Genomic DNA, 19,397 nt, shown 5'->3' on the forward strand with positions numbered 1-19,397 from the left:
CTTACTTCACCTCGATGCCCATGGAGCGGGCGGAGCCCAGGATGATCTGCATCGCCGACTCGACGTCGTTCGCGTTCAGGTCCTTCATCTTCGCTTCCGCGATTTCCTTGACCTGCGCGGCGGTCACGGTGCCCACGGTCTCACGACCCGGGGTGTTCGCGCCCGACTTCAGCTTGGCGGCCTTCTTCAGGAAATAAGACGCGGGGGGCGTCTTGATGTCCATCGTGAAGGACTTGTCCTGGTAGTAGGTGATCTCGGTGGGGCAAGGCGCACCCTGCTCCATCTCCTGCGTCTTGGCGTTGAACGCCTTGCAGAATTCCATGATGTTGATGCCGCGCTGACCCAGGGCGGGGCCCACGGGCGGCGACGGGTTGGCTTGACCTGCAGGGATCTGCAGCTTCATCTTGCCAGCAAGTTTCTTGGCCATCGGCCATCTCCTTTTCCAACAGCTTCCGGACGCGTCCGTCAGCTTTTGTTGCCGTGGTCCGGTCCGGACGTCGCGACGCCCTCGCCTCCCACATAGAACAGACAGGGCGAACCTGTCGGTTGCCCTGCGTGGCGCGCTCTTAAAGCGTCAGGCGCGGCTTGGCAAGGGATTCGGACCGATCGTCACCGCGCGGCGAGCCGGTCCCAGGCCCAGTCGGTATCGCCGTCCTCCCGGGCCACCAGCATGATCGCGACATCGCCCGACGCCGGGTCCATCCGCACGTCCGCGGCGAAGCCGTAGTCGCCGCCGGAATGGCCGACGATCCCCGCCTCGACCTCGATCCCCATGCCGTAACCCTGGCCCATTGGATCCGTCAGCAGCACATCCAGCATATCGGCCGACAGCACGCGCCCGGCGAAGAGCGCGGTATAGAACCGGGCAAGGTCCCGGGCCGACGAGATCACGCCGCCGTCGCCGAACCCCTGCCCCTCGTAATACGCGCGCACATGGGTGCGCCCGGCGTGGCCCGTCACAACGTCGTCCGGCAGCGGACGTGAGCCGAAGACGAAGCTGTCGGTCATCCCGGCAGGCCGGAACACCCGGTCGGCGAGCACCCGGGCATAGGGCTGGCCGGTCACGGCCTCGAGGATCAGGCCCAGCATCACGTAGTTGGTGTTGGAATAGTCGAAGCCCTCCCTCGGCGCGAAAAGCGGCCCGTCGTCCGTCGCGTAGTGAAGCGCGGCCTCCGTGCGCTGCACGCCGTCGCGGTCGTCCAGCGCGTCGGACAGGTAATCGTCGGTGTAGTAATCCGGCAGGCCGCTCGTCATGGTGAGGAGATGACGGATCGTCACCCCGCGCATTCCGCCGAAGCCGTCCACGATCCCGCCGACCAGATGCCGCGCGGCCGTGGTGTCGAGGTCGAGGCGCCCCTCCTCCACCAATCGCAGCACCGCGCAGGCCGTGAAGATCTTGCCGACGGAGGCCACGGGAAAGCGGGTCGCCGCGTCCATGCCGTCGCCCCGCACCTCGGTCCTGGCCACCCCGTCGATCACGGCGTGGCGCACCATCGCGGCTTCGTGCGCGATGAGCGGCATGGGCAGGAACGCGAGGATCAGGACAAGGACGGCACGCAAGGCAGGGCTCCGGGGATTCGACACCCGGTCAGGATACAGAGGCGCGGCCGGCCCGGGCCCGGAAAACAGACGCCCGAAACGAAAAAAGCGCCGGGACCCCGGCGCTTTCCGTGATGTTCGCAGCCTGACGGCTACAATTACGCCTGCTTGGAAACCTGCGTGTATTCCAGCTCGACCGGCGTGGCGCGGCCGAAGATTGATACCGACACCTTGAGGCGCTGGTTGTCCTCGTCGACGCCCTCGACCATCCCGTCGAAGCCCTCGAACGGTCCGTCGGTGACGTTGACCTTCTCGCCGATCTCGAAAGTGATGAGCGTGCGCGGTGCCTCGACCCCTTCCTCGACGCGGCCCAGGATCGCCTCGACCTCGGCATCACGCATCGGCATCGGCCGGCCCTGCGGACCCAGGAAGCCGGTGACGCGGTTGATGCCATTGATGAGGTGATAGCCCTCGTCGGACATCTCCATGTGGACGAGCACGTAGCCCGGCATGAAGCGGCGCTCGGTCGAGACCTTCTTGCCCCGGCGGACCTCGATCACTTCCTCGGTCGGGACCAGGACCTCGTCGATCTCTTCCTCGAGACCGGCCTCGGCCACGGAGGTCTTGATCTGCTCGGCGATCTTCTTCTCGAAGTTCGAGAGAACGCTCACCGAATACCACCGTTTCGCCATTTTGCATGTCCTGTTCTTGTGGGGGCCAGGGCCGCCAATTTCGCAAACCGCCCCCGAGATAAAAAAACCGGCGTGCAACTCGAATCATTGCACGCCTTGGGGGAATGGCGCTTCGTCTACCCCCGCGCGCACGGTTTTTCAAGCCCGCCGCATCGGACCGCGTGATGCTGGAAGCCGATGCCGGGGTCGGACCCTGCGGGCGCGTCCGCCGGCGGTCGTGCGGATCAGCCGAAGAAGCCGAGGATTCCGGTCAGGCCCGAGCGGATCCCGAGATCCACGAGCGAGAAGAACAGCGCGACAAGCGCGGTCAGCGCGATCACCATGCCGGAAGTCACCAGCACCTCGCGGCGCGTCGGCCAGGTGACCTTGGACACCTCCGAGCGGACCTGCTGGATGAACTGAAGCGGGTTGGTCTTTGCCATGGATCTGCCTTCTCGCGGAACAGGGGGCAGATACGCCAAGCCCGGCGCCTTTTCAACCCGTCTCGTCCCGCGAGCCTCCGATCAGCGGCGGAAGCGCGTCTGCTGGGCGAGCCGGTCGTAGGGATCGGCACGCATCCGGTCGCGCATGTCGCAGTTCACCGCGTGGGGCGCGTTGAAGTCACCCGCGTCGGTGGAGCGCGCCCAGGGGCGGCCGGCCGACAGGTGCCGGGCGATTCCCTCACCGGGGTGCAGGACGGGTTCGGCCTGCAGCGGGGGCTCCACGCGGGCGCCGTCCGCAGCCGGGGCGCGGCGCGACAGGGCGAAGATCACGGCAAGGACGCCGAAGAGGACGGACAGGCCGATGAGCGCACGGGCGCTGTCGATCACCATGCCGTCCACGAACGGCACCGGGATCACGGCGGCGCTGTTCTCGGCAAAGACCGCGTTGACGGCGAAGCCTGCGGCCAGCCCGAGGGCGAGGATGCAGCGGTTGCTGGAGAAGCGGCCCGCCGGCGGCTCGGTACGCGTTTGGGCGCGCGCCATGACGGGGGCAACGGGTGTTTCATCTTCCACCACCGGGGCGGGAGCGGCGGCCGGAGCAGTGCGCGCCGCAAGCCGGCCCAGCGGACTGTCGGGCGCAATGGTGCGCGACAGCGGCGCATCGGGGGTTTCGGTCGTGAGCATGTCTTCGGTGTCCATCTTCTTGTTCGCACCTCCCTGGACTTGGATCCGGGCCCTGGTTTTTCTGGATGCCGTTGCGGCACGGCCCGGTTTGGTGAACTTCTTGGTCAGGCCGAGCAGCGCGAGCGCGGCGGCGACGAGCCAGACCTGCATGCGCTGTTTTTCGGCCGCGCCGTCGGCGGCCAGGGCGACGGCGCGCCCTTCGAGAAACGGGGACAGGTAGAAGAACCCGTCGGCCTTGGTCAGCCCCTGCTCCGCGATCGCCTGGGACACCAGGCCCGACATGAAATCGCCGGACTTGGCGAAACCGCCGAGACTCAGCACCGGGTCGGTGCCGCGAAAGCTCAGGACCCGGTCCGACATCGTCGCGACGAAGCGGTCCTTTTCTTCCTGGGTGAGCACGATGGCGGCCCGCACCGCACGCGACCCGGCGTCGTCCCCGAGGCCGAACAGCATGTAGAGGTAACGCGGCGCACCCGGCACGCCGTCGGCGTGGGACAGGAGTTCGTAGTTGTAGTCGGTGTTGATCCAGCCGGTGAGGCTCACTTCGTCGGCCGGGCCGACGTGACGGGCGGGATCGAAGGCCGAGAGGTCGACCCGGTCGGGCGCCCCGATGGTCAGCGCGGCCTCGCGCGCCGCCTGCACTTCGAGCGCATCGGTGTAAAGGGCATGCCCGAGATAGCCCACGCCACCCGCCATCGGGACGTAGGCCCACCAGGGCAAGAAAAAGAACAGCACGATCAATCTTTTCACGACTGACCCCGTAAGCAAGCAGAACCAGGGTCAGTTGAGCGCGCAACTGGGGCGCGAATGGGGCAAGGTCTGGGAATTACCGGGGGGAGATCGTCGGAAAAGGTAAGGTTTTCCGGAAGGTTTTGGCAGGGGCAGCAGGGTTCGAACCCGCGACCTACGGTTTTGGAGACCGTCGCTCTACCAGCTGAGCTATACCCCTATGGCCGGGCTTGGGGAATAAGCCAAGCCGTCATGGCTTTCAAGGGGGTTTTCGACACGCTTGGCGGATCATGGGGCCCATGCTAATCGCCATGCGATGAGCGCATGCGATTTCTCGGTTTTCGACACGGGGCCCTGGCTGCCCGGCGGGCCCGAACGGCTGGGCCCGGCCCGCCATGTGCCCACCATGCTGGGCTACGAGGAAGAGCTGCTTCTGCACTGGCTGGGGGCCGAATGGGTACGCGGCGAGGGCGCGGTCGTGGACCTGGGCCCGTTCGCCGGTGGATCGACAGCGCGGTTGGCCGAGGGGCTGCGGGCCTCGGGGCGACGGGTGGAGATTCACGCCTACGACCGCTTCGGCGCGGACGACCGGCTGAAACGCACCATGCTCTACCCTGCGGGAATCGCCCCCTTCGAGGGGCGCGACATCCTTCCGGCGTTCAAGATGCTGCTGGCGGACTGGATGGACGGGATCACGCTGCACCGGGGCGATCTGCGCGAGGCCGGCTGGACCGGAGAGCCGATCGAGGTGTTGGTGGTCGACGCGTCGAAATCCACCGAAACGCTCGATGCCATCGCGCGGGTCTTCTACCCGGCGCTGCGGCCGGGGTCGGTCGTCGTGCAGTGCGGCGCGCTGCATTGGCGGGAACCGTGGGTCATGGCGCAGATGGTCCTTCTGCGCGACTGGCTCGTGCCGCTGGCCCATGTGCATGACACCACGATGGTCTTCGGCTGCACCGCGTCCCTCACAGCGGCCGCGTTGGAGCAGGCGCGCACCGATACGCTGTCCGATGCCGCCCTCGCCGCGATCCTGAAGTCGGGCCGTGCCTGGTACGAGGCCTTCGGCCTGTCCGACCGGCTGGAAGACGCGCTAGCGGCCATCGACCGCGCCCCCGGCGTGCGGGAGGCGTGGAAGATGGTGCCGCCCGCCTGAGCCTCAGAACAGGCCCAGCGCCATCATCACGAGCCCGACGACCGCCACGACCCAGGCAAGCGTGCGCAGGCCGGGGATGCCGGTGAGGTAGAGCGGAAGGTAGGCGAGCCGCGCGATCACGAAGACCGCCGCACCGGTCGCGACGTCCACGTCGCGCACCACGGCGAGGAGCGCGAGCAGAATGAAGATCGGCAGGCTTTCCTGCCAGTTCGCAAGCGCCCGGCGGGCCCGCCCGACCAGCGGCGGCGCCGGCGGCAGGTCATCCCGCCCTCCCATGTGACGCGACACCCCCTCGGTCGGGAAATACAGAAGGGTGGGGGTGAAGACATAGATCGCGTGCAGCACGATGGCCGCGAGTATCCAGCTCAACATGGGAATTCCTCCGATACGTTTGTGCGGTCAGGCTAACGCGGATCGGTCAGGAGGGAACCCGGTAATCCCGGAGTGTCGCGCCGAAACGGCCGACACGGGGCGCGCGGCCTAGAAGGCCAGCTTGAAGTAGAGCGCTTCGAAATTGTTCTCCATCCCGGCGCCGCCGCAGAACGCCATGACGCCGTCCGTCGTCCCGTCCACGCGCCCGCCCGAGATGATCGAAGCGCCCTCGATCCCGTCGGCGTCGGAGGTGAAGCTCACGTCGCCGGACGCGATGATCTGGCCGCCGTACATCTTCAGGTACTGCGGAAAATTGACGCCGCCCTTGGTGACGATCTGCGCCCCGCCGCCCGGCGCGCAATTGTCGTTCTTGCCGATCTGGACGCCGGAGGCGCCGGAAATCGAGGATGTGTCGGTATTGGTGTTCACGATGGTGGTGTTCTCCAGAACGACATTCTCGCCGAACTGGAGTTTGCAGTTGGTCCAGATCACCACGTCCTTCAGGACGGTCGCCGCATGGATCTTGGCGCTCTGGGACGAGGTCGAACACGCGATGACATGCGTGCGGTGCGGAGTGAACTGGGTGTCGTCGAGCTTGGCGGTGCGGTCCACGTCGAGCGACAGCAGCCCCGAGTCGATCCAGCTCCGGAAATAGGGCGACGTGGGATTCAGCACCCCGCTGATGATGTCGTCGATCCGTCCCAGGATACGGAGCTGGTAGGACCCGTCGCGCAGCGCCGCGGACAGGCCGGGGTTCGAAGAAAGCCCGTCGCTGGGCAGCACGACGTCGCGCCGGTCGGGCATGGACACGATCGATTTGGTCTCGAATTCGTTGCCGGTGTTGAAGGACGCGGCCGTGTTGGAGTGGATGCAGAAGCCGGACTTGAAGACGTTGTTCGACGTGAACTCGACGATGTCGTCGCCCACGACCCCTTCCCGGAAACAGGTCGGAATGTATGTCTCGAAGACGGCCGGACGCCGGATGTTCCAGTCGTCCTGTCCCACGAGCCGCAGGAGCACGGTGTTCAGGCTGTTGCCGCGCTCGGCGAGGCGGCCGGTGTCCACGAGCACCGCGTCACGCGACCCGGCGTCGATGTCGAACGACTGGGTGTCGGCGTCCCAATGACCGAAGTAGATGTCCTCCGCGCGCAGCACGTCGCCATAGCGCTCGGGCGGCATCGCGGTGTTGGCGACCGAAAGAGCCACGGATTTCGCGGTGCTGACGTCTTCCGTTTCACGGGTCACGAGCGCGGCATGGGCGGCCGAGTCCGCCGCGACCTGCAGGTGCGTGTTCATGCGGTAGGCGTTCGCCACGTCCAGCGCGATCGCCCCGACCGCGACCGTTGCCATGAACAGGTACAGTCCGAAGACGGTCACCGACCCGTGGTCACGTCGCCAGAACGATGTGATCCGCGGTGACATGATCAGGTCCAGTCTTCGATGACGTGACCTGCACTCGCCGACAATGTCAGGTCCGTGATCTGCTTGAAGAGGTTGAAGAAGATGAGGTCGCTGGCCGGGTACGACACCGACGTCGTCACCACGCCCGCCGTGATTGCGGAGTCGACCACCGCGTTGGGCAGCTTCCCGGAAATGCGCTGCATGACGTAGTTTTCCGCGTCGACCTCGGAGCTGAGCCGGCCGATCGACAGGTTGCGGTTGGCATCCTGGATGGCGCGCAGCACCTCGTTCTGGCTGAAATAGAGCACCGTGACGTTCACGATCAGGCAGAACATCGCCACCACGACCGGCACCCAGAGGATGAACTCGACTGTCGCGCTTCCCCGCGTGTCACGCGCGAAGGACCGAAGCCCGAGCGCACCTTTCGCACGAAACTTACTGAACATTGTCGTCTCTTCTTCTTGGCCGCGACCCATGCCCCCGAACCGCGTTCCGAGAGGTCGATGCGGCGCCTGATCAATAGTGGTTGCATGACATTGCGGCAGGAACTTGGCCGCTTCACATCAATGCCGCACTTGGCGACACATTGTCGCCCCACCTTAATTCCATTTATTTCAATGCTTTGCGCAGGAACGCCCCGAACTTGCCCAAATTACGCCAAGCTTCCTTCATGATCCGGATCGGCGAAACATAATTGAGACGCAAAATGCGCCGCCACACCGATTCCCGCTTGTCCAGTATCCTTGCGGAGGTCGGCGCCGGATCTCGCTCGGCCGGTCGGCATTCCTCGCCCTGAAAGCAAGAAGGCCGGAGCGTTCGCCCCGGCCTTCCCGACTGTCCCATGTTCCGCGCTTACTGCCCGGCGATCAACCCCATGCTTTCGAGCTTGAGGATCACCTGGTGGGCGCAGTTGTCCACGTCGACGTTCTCCGTCTCGACGCGCAGCTCGGGGGTCTGCGGTTCGTCGTAGGGGTCGGAGATGCCGGTGAACTCCTTGATCTTGCCTTCGCGGGCGAGCTTGTAGAGCCCCTTGCGGTCGCGCCGTTCGCACTCTTCCAGTGAGGTGGCCACGTGGACCTCGACGAAGGCGCCGTATTGCTCGATCTCCTCGCGCACGTGGCGGCGGGTGGCCGCGTAGGGCGCGATGGGGGCGCAGATGGCGATGCCGCCGTTCTTGGTGATCTCGCTCGCCACGTAACCGATCCGCTTGATGTTCAGGTCCCGGTGCTCTTTCGAGAAGCCCAGCTCGGAGCTGAGGTTCTTGCGCACGATATCACCGTCCAGGAGCGTCACGGGGCGCCCGCCCATCTCCATCAGCTTGACCATGAGCGCGTTGGCGATGGTCGACTTGCCGGAGCCCGACAGGCCAGTGAAGAACACGGTGAAACCCTGCTGCGAGCGCGGGGGCTTCGTGCGGCGCAATTCGCGGACCACCTCGGGGAACGAGAACCACTCGGGGATCTCGAGGCCTTCCTGGAGACGGCGGCGCAGCTCGGTGCCCGAGATGTTGAGGATGGTGACGTCGTCCTTGTCCTCGATCTCGTCGGCCGGTTCGTACTGCGCGCGTTCCTGCACGTAGACCATGTGTTTGAAATCGACCATCTCGATGCCGATCTCGTCCTGGTGCTCGCGGAACAGGTCCTGCGCGTCGTAGGGGCCGTAGAAATCCTCGCCGGCCGAGTTCTTGCCGGGGCCCGCGTGGTCGCGGCCCACGATCATGTGGGTGCAGCCGTGGTTGCGGCGGATGAGCCCGTGCCAGACCGCCTCGCGCGGGCCGGCCATGCGCATGGCGAGGTTGAGAAGGCTCATCGAGGTGGTCGAGGCCGGGTACTTGTCCAGCACCGCCTCGTAGCAGCGCACGCGGGTGAAGTGGTCGACGTCGCCCGGCTTGGTCATGCCCACGACCGGGTGGATGAGCAGGTTTGCCTGCGCTTCCTTGGCGGCGCGGAAAGTCAGCTCCTGGTGCGCGCGGTGGAGCGGGTTGCGCGTCTGGAAGGCCACGACGCGGCGCCAGCCCACCTTGCGGAAGTAGGCGCGCAGTTCGTTGGGCGTGTCGCGGCGGGCGCGGAAGTCGTAATGCACCGGCTGCTGGATGCCGGTCACGGGGCCGCCGAGATAGACCTTGCCGGCCGCGTTGTGCAGGTAGTTCACCGCCGGGTGCGCCTCGTCATCCGCGCCGAAAACCTTCTCGGCCTCGCGCGCCTTGTTGGGCACCCAGTTGTCGGTGACGGTCATGGTGGCGAGGATCACGCCCTCCTGGTCGCGCAGCGCGATGTCCTGCCCTTCCTCGAGCGAGGCTGCGAAATCCTCGGACACGTCGAGCGTGATCGGCATCGGCCAGAGCGTGCCGTCGGCAAGACGCATGTTCTCGACCACGCCGTCGTAGTCGGCTTCGGACAGGAACCCCTTCAGCGGATTGAAGCCCCCGTTCATCAGGAGTTCCAGATCGCAGATCTGGCGCGGGGTCAGGTCCCAGCTCACGAGATCGCCGGCCTCCACCTTCAGCTTCTGGGCGGATTCGTAGGAGACGTAGAGTTCGGGAATGGGGGCCAGGTTGGGCAACATCGTCAAATGCCTTTTTGCTTGATCGGATCGAAGGCGGTGCTTGGATTTTCGGGGGCATCTACTCCCCCGCTTTCCCCGAAAGCAAGGGCCCGCCATGAAAGAGGGACGCCATTGCCACATTACCGCCGCTCGCGTGATGTCATCCTTCGCAGGACGCGCCGCGAAGGACCGCAAGGCGCGCGCAGGGCGGCCGCCAAGGAACGCGGTTCCGCACCCGCGCGGCCGGGACCGCCTATTGGACGTGGCCGGAGAGGCGCGGGACGGCTTTGAGCGCGGGCGCCGGGGTGCTACCGATGGCCATGACGCGGCCGGGGGACGCCGCGGACCGGAAGGCAAGGGGACCGGGAATGAAGATCGCAGTGGCCGGGATCGGCTATGTCGGACTGTCCGTCGCCGTCCTCCTGGCGCAGCGGCACAGCGTCGTCGCGCTCGACATCGACGCCGACCGGGTGGCGCAGGTGAACCGGCGCGAAAGCCCGATTTCCGACGAAGAGATCGGCGCCTACCTGCGCGACAAGCCGCTAGACCTCACCGCGACCACGGATGCCGAGACCGCGATGGCGGATGCCGCGTTCATCGTCGTCTCCACCCCCACCGACTACGACCCGGTGACGAACAACTTCGACACGCGGTCGGTCGAGGCGGTGATCGCGGATGCCCGGCGCATCAATCCGACGGCCACCATCGTCATCAAGTCGACCGTCCCCGTGGGCTACACCGCCGGGCTGCGCGACAGCATGGACGTGGGGAACATCATCTTCTCGCCCGAATTCCTGCGCGAAGGCCGCGCGCTTCACGACAACCTGCACCCCTCGCGCATCGTGGTCGGAGGGGGCGCACCCATCGCGCAGGACTTCGCGGACCTCCTGAAGGCGGGCGCGCTCGACCCGGACGTCCCCGTCCTCATCACCGGCAGCACCGAGGCCGAGGCGATCAAGCTTTTCGCGAACACCTATCTCGCAATGCGCGTCGCGTTCTTCAACGAACTGGACAGCTACGCGCTGGCCAACGGCATCGACCCGCGCGTGATCATCGAAGGCGTCGGGCTCGATGCGCGCATCGGCACGCATTACAACAACCCCTCGTTCGGCTATGGCGGCTACTGCCTGCCCAAGGACACCAAGCAACTCCTGGCCAACTACACCGCCGTGCCGCAGAACCTGATCCGCGCCATCGTGGACGCCAACACCACGCGCAAGGATTTCCTGGCCGAGCGTATTCAGGCCCTGGGGCCGCAGGTGGTCGGCATCTACCGGCTGGTGATGAAATCGGGCTCGGACAATTTCCGGCAAAGCTCGATCCAGGGCATCATGAAGCGGCTCAAGGCAAAGGGGATCGAGGTCATCGTCTACGAGCCGGAGCTGCCCGGGCCCACCTTCTTCAATTCGCGCGTCGAGCCGGACCTTGCGGCCTTCAAGCAAGCCGCGGACGTGATCGTCGCGAACCGGCTTCACCCGGACATTTCGGACGTGCCGGACAAGGTGTTCACGCGCGACCTGTTCGGAGGCGACACATGATGCGTGGCGTTGATGCTTGCGGGCGGGGTCCGCTTCGTTGCACACTCCCCATACAACTTTAACGGGAAAAGGACTTTTCAGCACATGCCCCCCAAATTCGGCACGAGCGGTCTTCGCGGCCTCGTCACCGAGCTGACACCGGAGCTGGTCGGCGACCATGTCCGCGCCTTCCTCGCGGCTTGTCCGCATGGCGGGGCGGTGCACGTGGGCCGCGACCTGCGCGCGTCCTCGCCGGACATCGCGGACGTGGTGATCGACGCGGTGCGCGCGACCGGGCTGGAAGCGGTCGATTGCGGAGCCGTGCCGACCCCCGCGCTGGCGCTGGAGGCGATGGCGCAGGGGCATGGGGCCGTGATGATCACCGGGTCGCACATTCCGGCGGATCGCAACGGGCTGAAGTTCTACGTGCCGACGGGCGAGATCGGGAAGGACGACGAGTCGGCGATCCAGGCCAACCTCGGCGCGACACCTACAAGGGGGCCGCGTGGAGGGCTGGCCCGGTCGTCCGACACGATGGCCGCCTACGTTGCGCGCTACGAACGGGCCTTCGGGCCAGGAGCGCTGTCGGGGCTCAGGATCGGGATCTACGAACACAGCTCGGTCGCGCGTGACGCCATGCGCGACGTCGTCGCCGCCCTTGGCGCGACCCCGGTGCCGCTGGCGCGGTCCGAAACCTTCATTCCCGTGGACACCGAAGCGGTCGACCCGGAGGTGCGCGCGCAGATCGTGGCATGGTGCGCCGAGCACGCGCTGGATGCCGTCATCTCCACCGACGGGGATGCGGACCGTCCGCTGGTCGCGGATGCCGCGGGGCGCGTGGTGCCCGGGGATGTCCTTGGCGCGCTGACCGCGCGGGCGCTCGGCGCGGAGGTGATCTGCACGCCGGTCTCCTCCAATTCGATGATCGACCGGATGCCGGAGTTCGCCCGGATCGAAAAGACCCGCATCGGATCGCCTTTCGTCATCGCGGCGATGGAGACGGTGCGCGCCGCGAATCCAGACGCACGGGTCGTGGGGTACGAGGCGAATGGCGGCTTCCTTCTGGGTTTCACGGCTTCGCTTGACGAAGGCACCCTCGCGCCGCTGATGACGCGCGACTGTTTGCTCCCGATCCTGGCCCCGCTGGCCGCCGCGCGCGGACGGGGGGTGACGCTCGCCGATCTCGTGGCGGACCTGCCCGGCGTGTTCACCGCCGCGGACCGGGTGAAAGAGGTGCCCACGGAGGCCTCACGCGCGCTGATCGACCGGCTGGCGCGGGACGCGGCGGCGCGTCGGACGTTCTTCGAGGGAATGGGGGCGGAGGCGGAGATCGACCTTACCGACGGGCTGCGGGTACGCTTCGATGGCGGACGCACCGTCCACCTGCGCCCCTCGGGCAATGCCCCCGAATGCCGATGCTACGCGGAAGCGGACACGGCAGAAGACGCGCAGGAACTGGTCGAGCGCCACCTTGCGAAACTGAAGGCGGAACTGGTGGAGGGCGCAGGCCCCTCTTCTTGACAGACACAGGCGCGCGGCATCCGATGCACTTGAACGAAAAAGGAATTTCCAAATGGTGACACGCATTGTTCCGGTGCTCCTGTGCGGCGGCTCCGGCACCCGGCTCTGGCCCTTGTCGCGAAAAAGCTATCCCAAGCAATTCGTGCCGCTCGTCGGCGAGGAAACCCTGTTCCAGGCTTCGGCCCGCCGGCTGTCGGGCCGGACGGACGTGCTCGACTTCGCCGCGCCGGTGGTCGTGACCCACTCGGACTTCCGCTTCATCGTGACCGAGCAATTGCAGGGCATCGGGATCGACCCCGGCGCGATCCTGATCGAGCCGGAGGGGCGCAACACCGCCCCCGCAGTGCTGGCCGCCGCACTTCACGCCGTGCGAGAGGATCCCGAGGCCGTGCTGCTGGTCGCACCCTCCGACCACGTGGTGCCCGAGACCGAGACGTTCCAGGCCGCCGTGGCCAAGGGTCTGACGGCCGTCGAGGAAGGCGAGCTCGTCACCTTCGGCATCCGCCCGACGCGGCCCGAGACGGGCTATGGTTACCTCGAGCTTACGGGAGAGCCCGACTGGGAAGGCGAGCCGGTGAAGCTGTCGCGCTTCGTCGAGAAACCGGACGCGGAGACCGCCGACCGTATGGTCGAGGCGGGGCACTACCTGTGGAACGCCGGGATCTTCCTTTTCGCCGCCAAGGACATCATCGCGGGCTTCGACACGCATTGTCCCGACCTCGTCGCGCCGGTGACCCGGTCGGTCGACGCCGCCAACCCCGACCTCGGCTTCCTGCGCCTCGATCCCGAGGCCTGGAGCGAAGCCGGGTCGATCTCGATCGACTATGCCGTCATGGAGAAGGCCCCGAACCTCAGCGTGGTGCCCTTCGCCGGCGGATGGTCCGACCTGGGGGGCTGGGACGCCGTCTGGCGCGAGGCGGGGCCTGACGAGAACGGGGTCGTCCTTTCGGGCGAGGCGACGGCGATCGACTGCAACAACACGCTGCTGCGCTCGGACAGCGACCGGCTCGAGGTCGTGGGGATCGGACTCGACAACATCATGGCCGTCGCGATGAACGACGCGGTGCTCGTGGCCGACATGACCCGCGCGCAGGAGGTCAAGCAGGCCGTCGACGCGCTGAAGGCCAAGGGGGCAAGCCAGGCCACCCACTTCCCGCTCGATCACCGTCCCTGGGGCTGGTTCGAAAGCCTCGTGGTGGGCGACCGGTTCCAGGTGAAGCGTATTCTCGTCCACCCGGGCGCGTCGCTGTCGCTGCAAAGCCACTTCCACCGCTCCGAGCACTGGATCGTTGTCGAAGGCACCGCCAAGGTCACCGTGGACGACGAGGTGAAGCTCGTTTCGGAGAACGAGTCGATCTACGTGCCGCTGGGCGCGGTCCACCGGATGGAAAACCCCGGAAAGGTGCCGATGGTGCTCATCGAGGTGCAGACCGGGGCCTACGTGGGCGAAGACGACATCGTGCGTTACGAAGACGTCTACGCCCGTGGGCAAGGCGAAAAGGGCTGAAGTGCCGGGGACGCCGACCACCCCGAGCCGCGCTGCACGCGCCCTGCCGACGCCGGGTGGGCGCTGATCCGTGCGGGTGTTGATCGTCGGCATAAACTACAGGCCCGAAGTCATTTCCTGTGCCGTCTACACGACCGGGCTGGCCGAGGACCTGGCCCGCCAGGGCGCGCGCGTCGAGGTGGTGAGCGCCCTGCCCTACTTCCCCGACTGGCGCGTGTTCGATGGCTGGCGTGGCCCGGTCTGGCGCCGCGCGCGCGGGCCTGACGGGATACGGGTCGTGCATTGCCCGCTCTACGTGCCACGCAAACCCACCGGCGCCCGCCGGGTCCTGCACCACGCAAGCTTTGCATTGAGCGCCCTGCCCGTCGCCCTGTGGAAGGCGCTGCGGTTCCGGCCCGACATCGTGTTCGCCGTGGCCCCGGGCCTGCTCTCCGCTCCCACCGCGTGGCTCGCCGCACGGGCGGCCGGGGCGCGTACCTGGCTCCACGTGCAGGATTATGAGGTCGAGGCGGCCTTCGCCACCGGCCTCTTGTCACGCGGCAGCGCGGCGGGACGCCTGGCCCTGGCGTTCGAGCGGTGGGTGCTGCGCCGGTTCGACCGGGTCAGCACGATCTCCGCGCCGATGCTGGCCAAGCTCCCCGAAAAGGGCGTCGCACGCGCGCGCACCTACGAGCTGCGCAACTGGGCCGACATCGCGCGGGTCACGCCGATGCCGGAAGGTCGGTCCCCGCTCAAGGCCGAGCTGGGGATCGAGACCCGCTTCGTCGCGCTCTACTCCGGCGCGCTGGCCAACAAGCAGGGGCTCGAGATCCTGCCCGCGATCGCCCGCGCGCTGGCCCATAGGGGCGACGTGACCGTCGTCGTCTGCGGCGAGGGACCGCTGCGCGACGCCTTGATGGAAAGCGCCGAAGGCGTGGCCAACATGCGGTTCCTGCCCTTGCAACCGATCGAGCGGTTGAGCGACCTTCTGGGCATGGCCGACGTGCATCTTCTTCCCCAGATCGCGGGGGCCGCGGACCTTGTCCTGCCCTCGAAACTGACCAACATGCTCGCCTCCGGCCGCCCGGTGGTGGCCACCGCGGAGGCGGGCACGACCCTTGGCCGCGAGGTCGAAGGCGCGGGCCTCCTCGCAGCACCCGGCGATGGCGCGGCGGCAGCGCGGGCGGTGGAGCGGCTCCTGGATGATCCCGCCCTGCGCTATAGTCTTGGCGAAGAAGCCCGGCGCCGCGCGCTCGAACGGTGGGACAAGACGGCGATTCTTGCGCGCTTTCACGCCGAACTCGGACGCCTCGCAGACGCGCCGCACAAGATGGCCGACACACACGTCACCAAGAAGGAAAACGCATGACGACCGCATTGATCACCGGGGTGACCGGGCAGGACGGTTCCTACCTGGCAGAGTTCCTGCTGGAGAAGGGCTACGAGGTCCACGGGATCAAGCGCCGGGCCTCGCTGTTCAACACGCAGCGGGTGGACCACATCTACGAAGACCCGCACACCGAGGGGCAGAGTTTCAAGCTGCATTACGGCGATCTCACCGACACGTCGAACCTGACGCGCATCCTGCAGGAAGTGCAGCCCGACGAGGTCTACAACCTCGGGGCCCAGAGCCACGTCGCGGTGTCCTTCGAGGCGCCGGAATACACAGCCGACGTGGACGGGATCGGAACGCTGAGGCTCCTGGAGGCGATCCGGTTCCTCGGGATGGAAAAGAAGACGCGCTTCTACCAGGCGTCGACCTCCGAGCTCTACGGGCTGGTGCAGGAGACCCCGCAGCGCGAAACGACGCCATTTCACCCGCGCTCGCCCTACGCCGTGGCGAAGCTCTATGCCTACTGGATCACGGTGAACTACCGCGAGGCCTATGGCATGTATGCCTGCAACGGGATTCTCTTCAATCACGAGAGCCCACGGCGCGGCGAAACCTTCGTGACGCGCAAGATCACCCGCGGGCTCGCCAACATCGCGCTCGGGATCGAGCCTTGCCTCTACATGGGCAACATCGACAGCCTGCGCGACTGGGGGCACGCGAAGGACTACGTGCGGATGCAGTGGATGATGCTGCAGCAGGACGAAGCGGAGGATTTCGTGATCGCGACCGGCAAGCAGTACGCCGTGCGCGAATTCATCGACTGGGCCGCGCGCGAGCTGTCGATGGAGCTCGAGTTTCGCGGCGACGGCGTGGACGAGGTCGCGGTGGTCAAGTCGGTCGACAACAACGTGGCACCCGCCGTGAAGCCCGGCGACGTGGTGATGCGGATCGACCCGGGATATTTCCGGCCCGCCGAGGTCGAGACGCTGCTGGGCGACGCGGCAAGGGCCAAGGCCCGACTCGGATGGGAGCCCGAGATCACGGCGCAGGAAATGTGTGCCGAGATGGTCGCGGAAGACCTCAAGGCCGCGCGCCGCCACGCGCTTCTGGACCAGCACGGGCTGACCGTGCCGATTTCGACGGAGGGCCGTTCATGAGCTATGATGTCACCGGAAAACGCATTTGGGTCGCGGGCCATCGCGGGATGGTCGGGGGCGCGGTCGTGCGGCGCCTGGCCTCGGAAGACTGCGAGGTGGTCACGGCAGGGCGCGAGGTGATGGACCTGACCCGGCAGGCCGAGGTCGACGACTGGATGGCCGAGACGCGGCCCGATGTCATCGTCATGGCCGCGGCGCGCGTCGGGGGCATCCTTGCCAACGACACGCATCCGGTCGATTTCCTTCAGGACAACCTGCTGATCGAAACCAACATCGCACGCGCCGCCCATGCCGCGGACGTCGAGCGGTTCCTGTTCCTCGGCTCCTCCTGCATCTACCCGAAGATGGCACCGCAGCCCATGGCAGAGGACAGCCTGCTCACCGGTCCGCTGGAGCCGACAAACGAATGGTACGCCATCGCCAAGATCGCAGGCATCAAGCTGATGCAGGCCTATCGCAAGCAGTACGGGCGCGACTGGATCTCGGCGATGCCGACGAACCTCTACGGCCCCGGCGACAACTACGACCTTGAATCGAGCCACGTGCTCCCCGCCCTTCTGCGCAAGTTCCACGAGGCGAAGGAAAGCGGGGCCGAGCGGGTCGAGGTCTGGGGCTCGGGCACGCCGCTGCGCGAGTTCCTGCACTGCGACGACCTGGCCGATGCGCTGGTCTTCCTGCTCAAGGAATACTCCGGGGCCGAGCACGTGAACGTCGGTTCCGGCGTCGAGGTGTCGATCCGCGAACTGGCGGAGACCATCGCGCGGGTCGTGGGCTACGAGGCCGAGCTGGTCTTCGATGCGACCAAGCCGGACGGGACGCCGCGCAAGCTGATGGACAGCGGGCGGCTGCACGCGATGGGCTGGAACCGCGCGCGGCCCCTGGAAGAGGGCATTCGCGACGCCTACGCCCATTTCCTCGCGGGCGAAGCACGGGGCTGAGATGACGGCGGGCGCCATACCGCAGGGGACCCCCACCCTGTCGATCGTGATCGCGACCTACAACTGCGCCGACACGCTTCAGGCCTGTCTGGACAGCATCCATGCCCAGAGCTGGCCGGGGATCGAGATCGTCGTCGCCGATGGTGGGTCCACCGACGGCACGGTCGAGCTGATCCGGGCCAACGCGGACAGGCTGGGCCCGTGGGTCAGCGAACCGGACCGGGGAATCTATGACGCCTGGAACAAGGCGCTGGAGCTGGCCGGCGGTGACTGGATCCATTTCCTGGGCGGGGACGACCGGCTCCATGCCCGCGACAGCATCGCCCGCGCCATGACACGGATCGCGGACCTGCCCGATGCGGTGACACTTGCTTATGGCCAGGTGCGTTTCGTGCGCGCTGACGGGAGCAGCCGCATGATGGGCGCGCCGTGGGAAACGCTGGCCCCCAGGATGCAATCCGAGATGAGCCTGCCGCATCAGGGCATCTTCCATGCCCGGAGGCTCTTCGACAGGCACGGCGGTTTCGACGACGGGTTCCGGATCGCGGGGGATTACAACCTGATCATGCGGGCCGTGGCAGAGCATCCGCCCGCCTATCTTGGCGACGTGGTGATCGCGGATCAGCATGCCGGCGGCACCTCGGGCCTGCGACGCAGCCGGATCGCGACCTTGCGCGAATTTCGGCGGGTGCAGCGTGCGCTCGGATTGCCGGTGCGGCCACGCTGGGTCTGGGCCTACGCAAAGGGGCTGGGCTGGCGGGCGCTGTCGCGGTTCATCGACGTGGGGGCCGGGGCTTGAGCGTTCTTTTCATCGCCCCGTTCCCGCCCGACTTCACGGGCCAGTCGATCTCGTCGGCCTTCCTGGCCTGGCGGCTGGAGCAGGACGGCGTGCGGCTTCGACGCATGAACACCAACGGCACGCGGCCGGGGCAACGCGCGCGGCGTCTGGCGTGGTCCCTTCTGGCCTGCCTGCTCACACGTCACCGCACCGTCTATCTCTCCGTGAACGCCAATCGGGGGATGTGGGTCACGGCTTTCCAGGCGGCCCTCGCGCGGCTGCGGGGCAAGCGAGTCGTGTTGCATCATCACACCAACGCGCACCTGCGCCACGAACGGCCCGCCGCGCGGACACTGGTGCGCGCGGCAGGGAGCGGGGCGGTCCACATCGTGATCTGTGACGTGATGGCCGAGGATCTGCGCGCGCTCTACGCACCCGTGGGCAGCTGCCTGTCCCTGAGCAACGTGGGCGTGGTGGCGGGCGAGGCCGTCTCGGACCCAAGCCCAGCCCGCGGCTTCCGACAGGGCGGCGTCACGCTGGGTCACCTGAGCAACCTGACGGTCGAGAAGGGCTGCCTGCGCGCGATCGACGCGTTCAAGGCGGCGCACGCAAAGGGCCTCGCCGCCCGCCTGGTGCTGGCCGGGCCGATCCGGGAGCGCAAGCTGCAACGCCGGGTCGCCGCCGAGGTGCGCGCCTCCGGCGGGGCGATCACCTATGTCGGCCCGGTCTACGGCGCCGCAAAGCGGGACTTCTTCACCGAGATCGACGTGTTCCTGTTCCCCTCGCTCTACCCGAACGAGACGCAGGGGATCGTGAACCTCGAAGCCCTGGCGGCGGGATGCCCGGTCATCGCCTTCGGGCAATGCTGCATCGCGAGCGACCTCGACGACCCGAGTTCGCGCACGGTGCCGATGGACGCGGATTTTTCCGAGGCGACCATCGCCTTCCTCGAAACGATGGACCTTCACGCCATGTCGGTGCAGGCGCGGGCGCACTACGAGACGCTAGTGGCGGACAGCCACGCGCAATACGAGGCGGTGCGCGATCTTCTGGCCGACGCGGCCCCGGGTTAACGCGCCCGCGCGCCCGGATTGCGTTTCCTTGACCCCTCCCGGGGATGGTGGGCCCAGC

At 67.0% G+C, this 19,397-nt stretch carries 18 protein-coding genes and 1 tRNA gene; 9 read left to right on the forward strand and 10 right to left on the reverse strand.

Annotated elements, in window-relative coordinates:
* Nucleotide 1: 1 nt before the first annotated feature.
* From rplK to GQE99_RS20840, 6 genes are all read right to left on the reverse strand, one after another.
* The gene (gene rplK, locus GQE99_RS20815; RefSeq protein WP_161353852.1) at nucleotides 2–427 is read right to left on the reverse strand and encodes a 50S ribosomal protein L11; all 426 of its coding nucleotides are present in this window, start codon (nucleotides 425–427) and stop codon (nucleotides 2–4) included.
* A 182-nt stretch (nucleotides 428–609) separates the two neighbouring features.
* A complete protein-coding gene (locus tag GQE99_RS20820) occupies nucleotides 610–1,560 on the reverse strand; it encodes a serine hydrolase domain-containing protein (protein ID WP_161353853.1) in 951 nt (316 codons plus the stop codon).
* Between the two features lie 137 nt (nucleotides 1,561–1,697).
* Entirely contained in the window at nucleotides 1,698–2,231 is a 534-nt protein-coding gene (gene nusG, locus GQE99_RS20825) for a transcription termination/antitermination protein NusG (RefSeq protein WP_161353854.1), read from the reverse strand.
* A 224-nt stretch (nucleotides 2,232–2,455) separates the two neighbouring features.
* Complete coding sequence (gene secE, locus GQE99_RS20830; RefSeq protein WP_161353855.1) at nucleotides 2,456–2,653, reverse strand: preprotein translocase subunit SecE; 198 nt, start codon at nucleotides 2,651–2,653, stop codon at nucleotides 2,456–2,458.
* 81 nt (nucleotides 2,654–2,734) lie between these two features.
* Nucleotides 2,735–4,072: a hypothetical protein gene (locus GQE99_RS20835; protein ID WP_161353856.1), complete on the reverse strand. Its 1,338-nt coding sequence runs from the start codon at nucleotides 4,070–4,072 to the stop codon at nucleotides 2,735–2,737.
* Nucleotides 4,073–4,210: 138 nt separating this feature from the next.
* Nucleotides 4,211–4,286 (reverse strand) — tRNA-Trp (locus tag GQE99_RS20840).
* A gap of 96 nt (nucleotides 4,287–4,382) precedes the next feature.
* Here GQE99_RS20840 and GQE99_RS20845 point away from each other — a divergent pair.
* A complete protein-coding gene (locus GQE99_RS20845; RefSeq protein WP_161353857.1) occupies nucleotides 4,383–5,219 on the forward strand; it encodes a class I SAM-dependent methyltransferase in 837 nt (278 codons plus the stop codon).
* A 3-nt stretch (nucleotides 5,220–5,222) separates the two neighbouring features.
* Here the strand turns inward: GQE99_RS20845 and GQE99_RS20850 are convergent, their stop codons facing one another.
* From GQE99_RS20850 to GQE99_RS20865, 4 genes are all read right to left on the reverse strand, one after another.
* Nucleotides 5,223–5,591, reverse strand: a complete 369-nt coding sequence (locus tag GQE99_RS20850) for an MAPEG family protein (RefSeq protein ID WP_161353858.1) — start codon at nucleotides 5,589–5,591, stop codon at nucleotides 5,223–5,225.
* A gap of 108 nt (nucleotides 5,592–5,699) precedes the next feature.
* The gene (locus tag GQE99_RS20855; RefSeq protein ID WP_161353859.1) at nucleotides 5,700–7,013 is read right to left on the reverse strand and encodes a pilus assembly protein TadG-related protein; all 1,314 of its coding nucleotides are present in this window, start codon (nucleotides 7,011–7,013) and stop codon (nucleotides 5,700–5,702) included.
* Nucleotides 7,014–7,015: 2 nt separating this feature from the next.
* Nucleotides 7,016–7,438, reverse strand: a complete 423-nt coding sequence (locus tag GQE99_RS20860; protein WP_161353860.1) for a TadE/TadG family type IV pilus assembly protein — start codon at nucleotides 7,436–7,438, stop codon at nucleotides 7,016–7,018.
* A gap of 406 nt (nucleotides 7,439–7,844) precedes the next feature.
* Nucleotides 7,845–9,563, reverse strand: coding sequence for a bifunctional sulfate adenylyltransferase/adenylylsulfate kinase (locus tag GQE99_RS20865; RefSeq protein ID WP_161353861.1), 1,719 nt, complete (start codon nucleotides 9,561–9,563; stop codon nucleotides 7,845–7,847).
* A 341-nt stretch (nucleotides 9,564–9,904) separates the two neighbouring features.
* Between GQE99_RS20865 and GQE99_RS20870 the strand changes: the two genes are divergently transcribed.
* From GQE99_RS20870 to GQE99_RS20905, 8 genes are all read left to right on the forward strand, one after another.
* Nucleotides 9,905–11,074 (forward strand): nucleotide sugar dehydrogenase, encoded by a 1,170-nt coding sequence (locus tag GQE99_RS20870; protein ID WP_161353862.1) that lies wholly within the window; start codon nucleotides 9,905–9,907, stop codon nucleotides 11,072–11,074.
* A gap of 84 nt (nucleotides 11,075–11,158) precedes the next feature.
* The gene (locus GQE99_RS20875) at nucleotides 11,159–12,574 is read left to right on the forward strand and encodes a phosphomannomutase (RefSeq protein ID WP_161353863.1); all 1,416 of its coding nucleotides are present in this window, start codon (nucleotides 11,159–11,161) and stop codon (nucleotides 12,572–12,574) included.
* Nucleotides 12,575–12,626: 52 nt separating this feature from the next.
* On the forward strand, nucleotides 12,627–14,081 hold the full coding sequence (locus tag GQE99_RS20880) for a mannose-1-phosphate guanylyltransferase/mannose-6-phosphate isomerase (RefSeq protein ID WP_161353864.1): 1,455 nt from the start codon (nucleotides 12,627–12,629) through the stop codon (nucleotides 14,079–14,081).
* A gap of 76 nt (nucleotides 14,082–14,157) precedes the next feature.
* Complete coding sequence (locus GQE99_RS20885; RefSeq protein ID WP_328794253.1) at nucleotides 14,158–15,429, forward strand: WcaI family glycosyltransferase; 1,272 nt, start codon at nucleotides 14,158–14,160, stop codon at nucleotides 15,427–15,429.
* Nucleotides 15,426–16,550: a GDP-mannose 4,6-dehydratase gene (gmd, locus tag GQE99_RS20890; RefSeq protein WP_161353866.1), complete on the forward strand. Its 1,125-nt coding sequence runs from the start codon at nucleotides 15,426–15,428 to the stop codon at nucleotides 16,548–16,550. The genes GQE99_RS20885 and gmd overlap by 4 nt, the downstream gene beginning before the upstream one ends.
* Nucleotides 16,547–17,488, forward strand: a complete 942-nt coding sequence (gene fcl / locus GQE99_RS20895) for a GDP-L-fucose synthase (protein WP_161353867.1) — start codon at nucleotides 16,547–16,549, stop codon at nucleotides 17,486–17,488. Before gmd ends, fcl begins: the two co-directional genes overlap by 4 nt.
* 1 nt (nucleotide 17,489) lies before the next feature.
* Nucleotides 17,490–18,287 carry a glycosyltransferase family 2 protein gene (locus GQE99_RS20900; protein WP_161353868.1) on the forward strand — a complete coding sequence of 266 codons (798 nt, stop codon included), beginning with the start codon at nucleotides 17,490–17,492 and terminating at the stop codon, nucleotides 18,285–18,287.
* Complete coding sequence (locus GQE99_RS20905; RefSeq protein ID WP_161353869.1) at nucleotides 18,284–19,339, forward strand: glycosyltransferase family 4 protein; 1,056 nt, start codon at nucleotides 18,284–18,286, stop codon at nucleotides 19,337–19,339. The genes GQE99_RS20900 and GQE99_RS20905 overlap by 4 nt, the downstream gene beginning before the upstream one ends.
* The last annotated feature ends 58 nt before the right edge of the window (nucleotides 19,340–19,397 follow it).

It is taken from the genome of Maritimibacter harenae (assembly GCF_009882975.1).
GTDB lineage: Bacteria > Pseudomonadota > Alphaproteobacteria > Rhodobacterales > Rhodobacteraceae > Maritimibacter > Maritimibacter harenae.

Coding starts and splice junctions, on each gene's coding strand:
- rplK (WP_161353852.1), bottom strand. CDS start 427: ATGGCCAAGAAACTTGCTGGCAAGATGAAGCTGCAGATCCCTGCAGGT.
- nusG (WP_161353854.1), bottom strand. CDS start 2,231: ATGGCGAAACGGTGGTATTCGGTGAGCGTTCTCTCGAACTTCGAGAAG.
- secE (WP_161353855.1), bottom strand. CDS start 2,653: ATGGCAAAGACCAACCCGCTTCAGTTCATCCAGCAGGTCCGCTCGGAG.
- GQE99_RS20845 (WP_161353857.1), top strand. CDS start 4,383: ATGAGCGCATGCGATTTCTCGGTTTTCGACACGGGGCCCTGGCTGCCC.
- GQE99_RS20850 (WP_161353858.1), bottom strand. CDS start 5,591: ATGTTGAGCTGGATACTCGCGGCCATCGTGCTGCACGCGATCTATGTC.
- GQE99_RS20855 (WP_161353859.1), bottom strand. CDS start 7,013: ATGTCACCGCGGATCACATCGTTCTGGCGACGTGACCACGGGTCGGTG.
- GQE99_RS20860 (WP_161353860.1), bottom strand. CDS start 7,438: ATGTTCAGTAAGTTTCGTGCGAAAGGTGCGCTCGGGCTTCGGTCCTTC.
- GQE99_RS20870 (WP_161353862.1), top strand. CDS start 9,905: ATGAAGATCGCAGTGGCCGGGATCGGCTATGTCGGACTGTCCGTCGCC.
- GQE99_RS20875 (WP_161353863.1), top strand. CDS start 11,159: ATGCCCCCCAAATTCGGCACGAGCGGTCTTCGCGGCCTCGTCACCGAG.
- GQE99_RS20880 (WP_161353864.1), top strand. CDS start 12,627: ATGGTGACACGCATTGTTCCGGTGCTCCTGTGCGGCGGCTCCGGCACC.
- gmd (WP_161353866.1), top strand. CDS start 15,426: ATGACGACCGCATTGATCACCGGGGTGACCGGGCAGGACGGTTCCTAC.
- fcl (WP_161353867.1), top strand. CDS start 16,547: ATGAGCTATGATGTCACCGGAAAACGCATTTGGGTCGCGGGCCATCGC.
- GQE99_RS20900 (WP_161353868.1), top strand. CDS start 17,490: ATGACGGCGGGCGCCATACCGCAGGGGACCCCCACCCTGTCGATCGTG.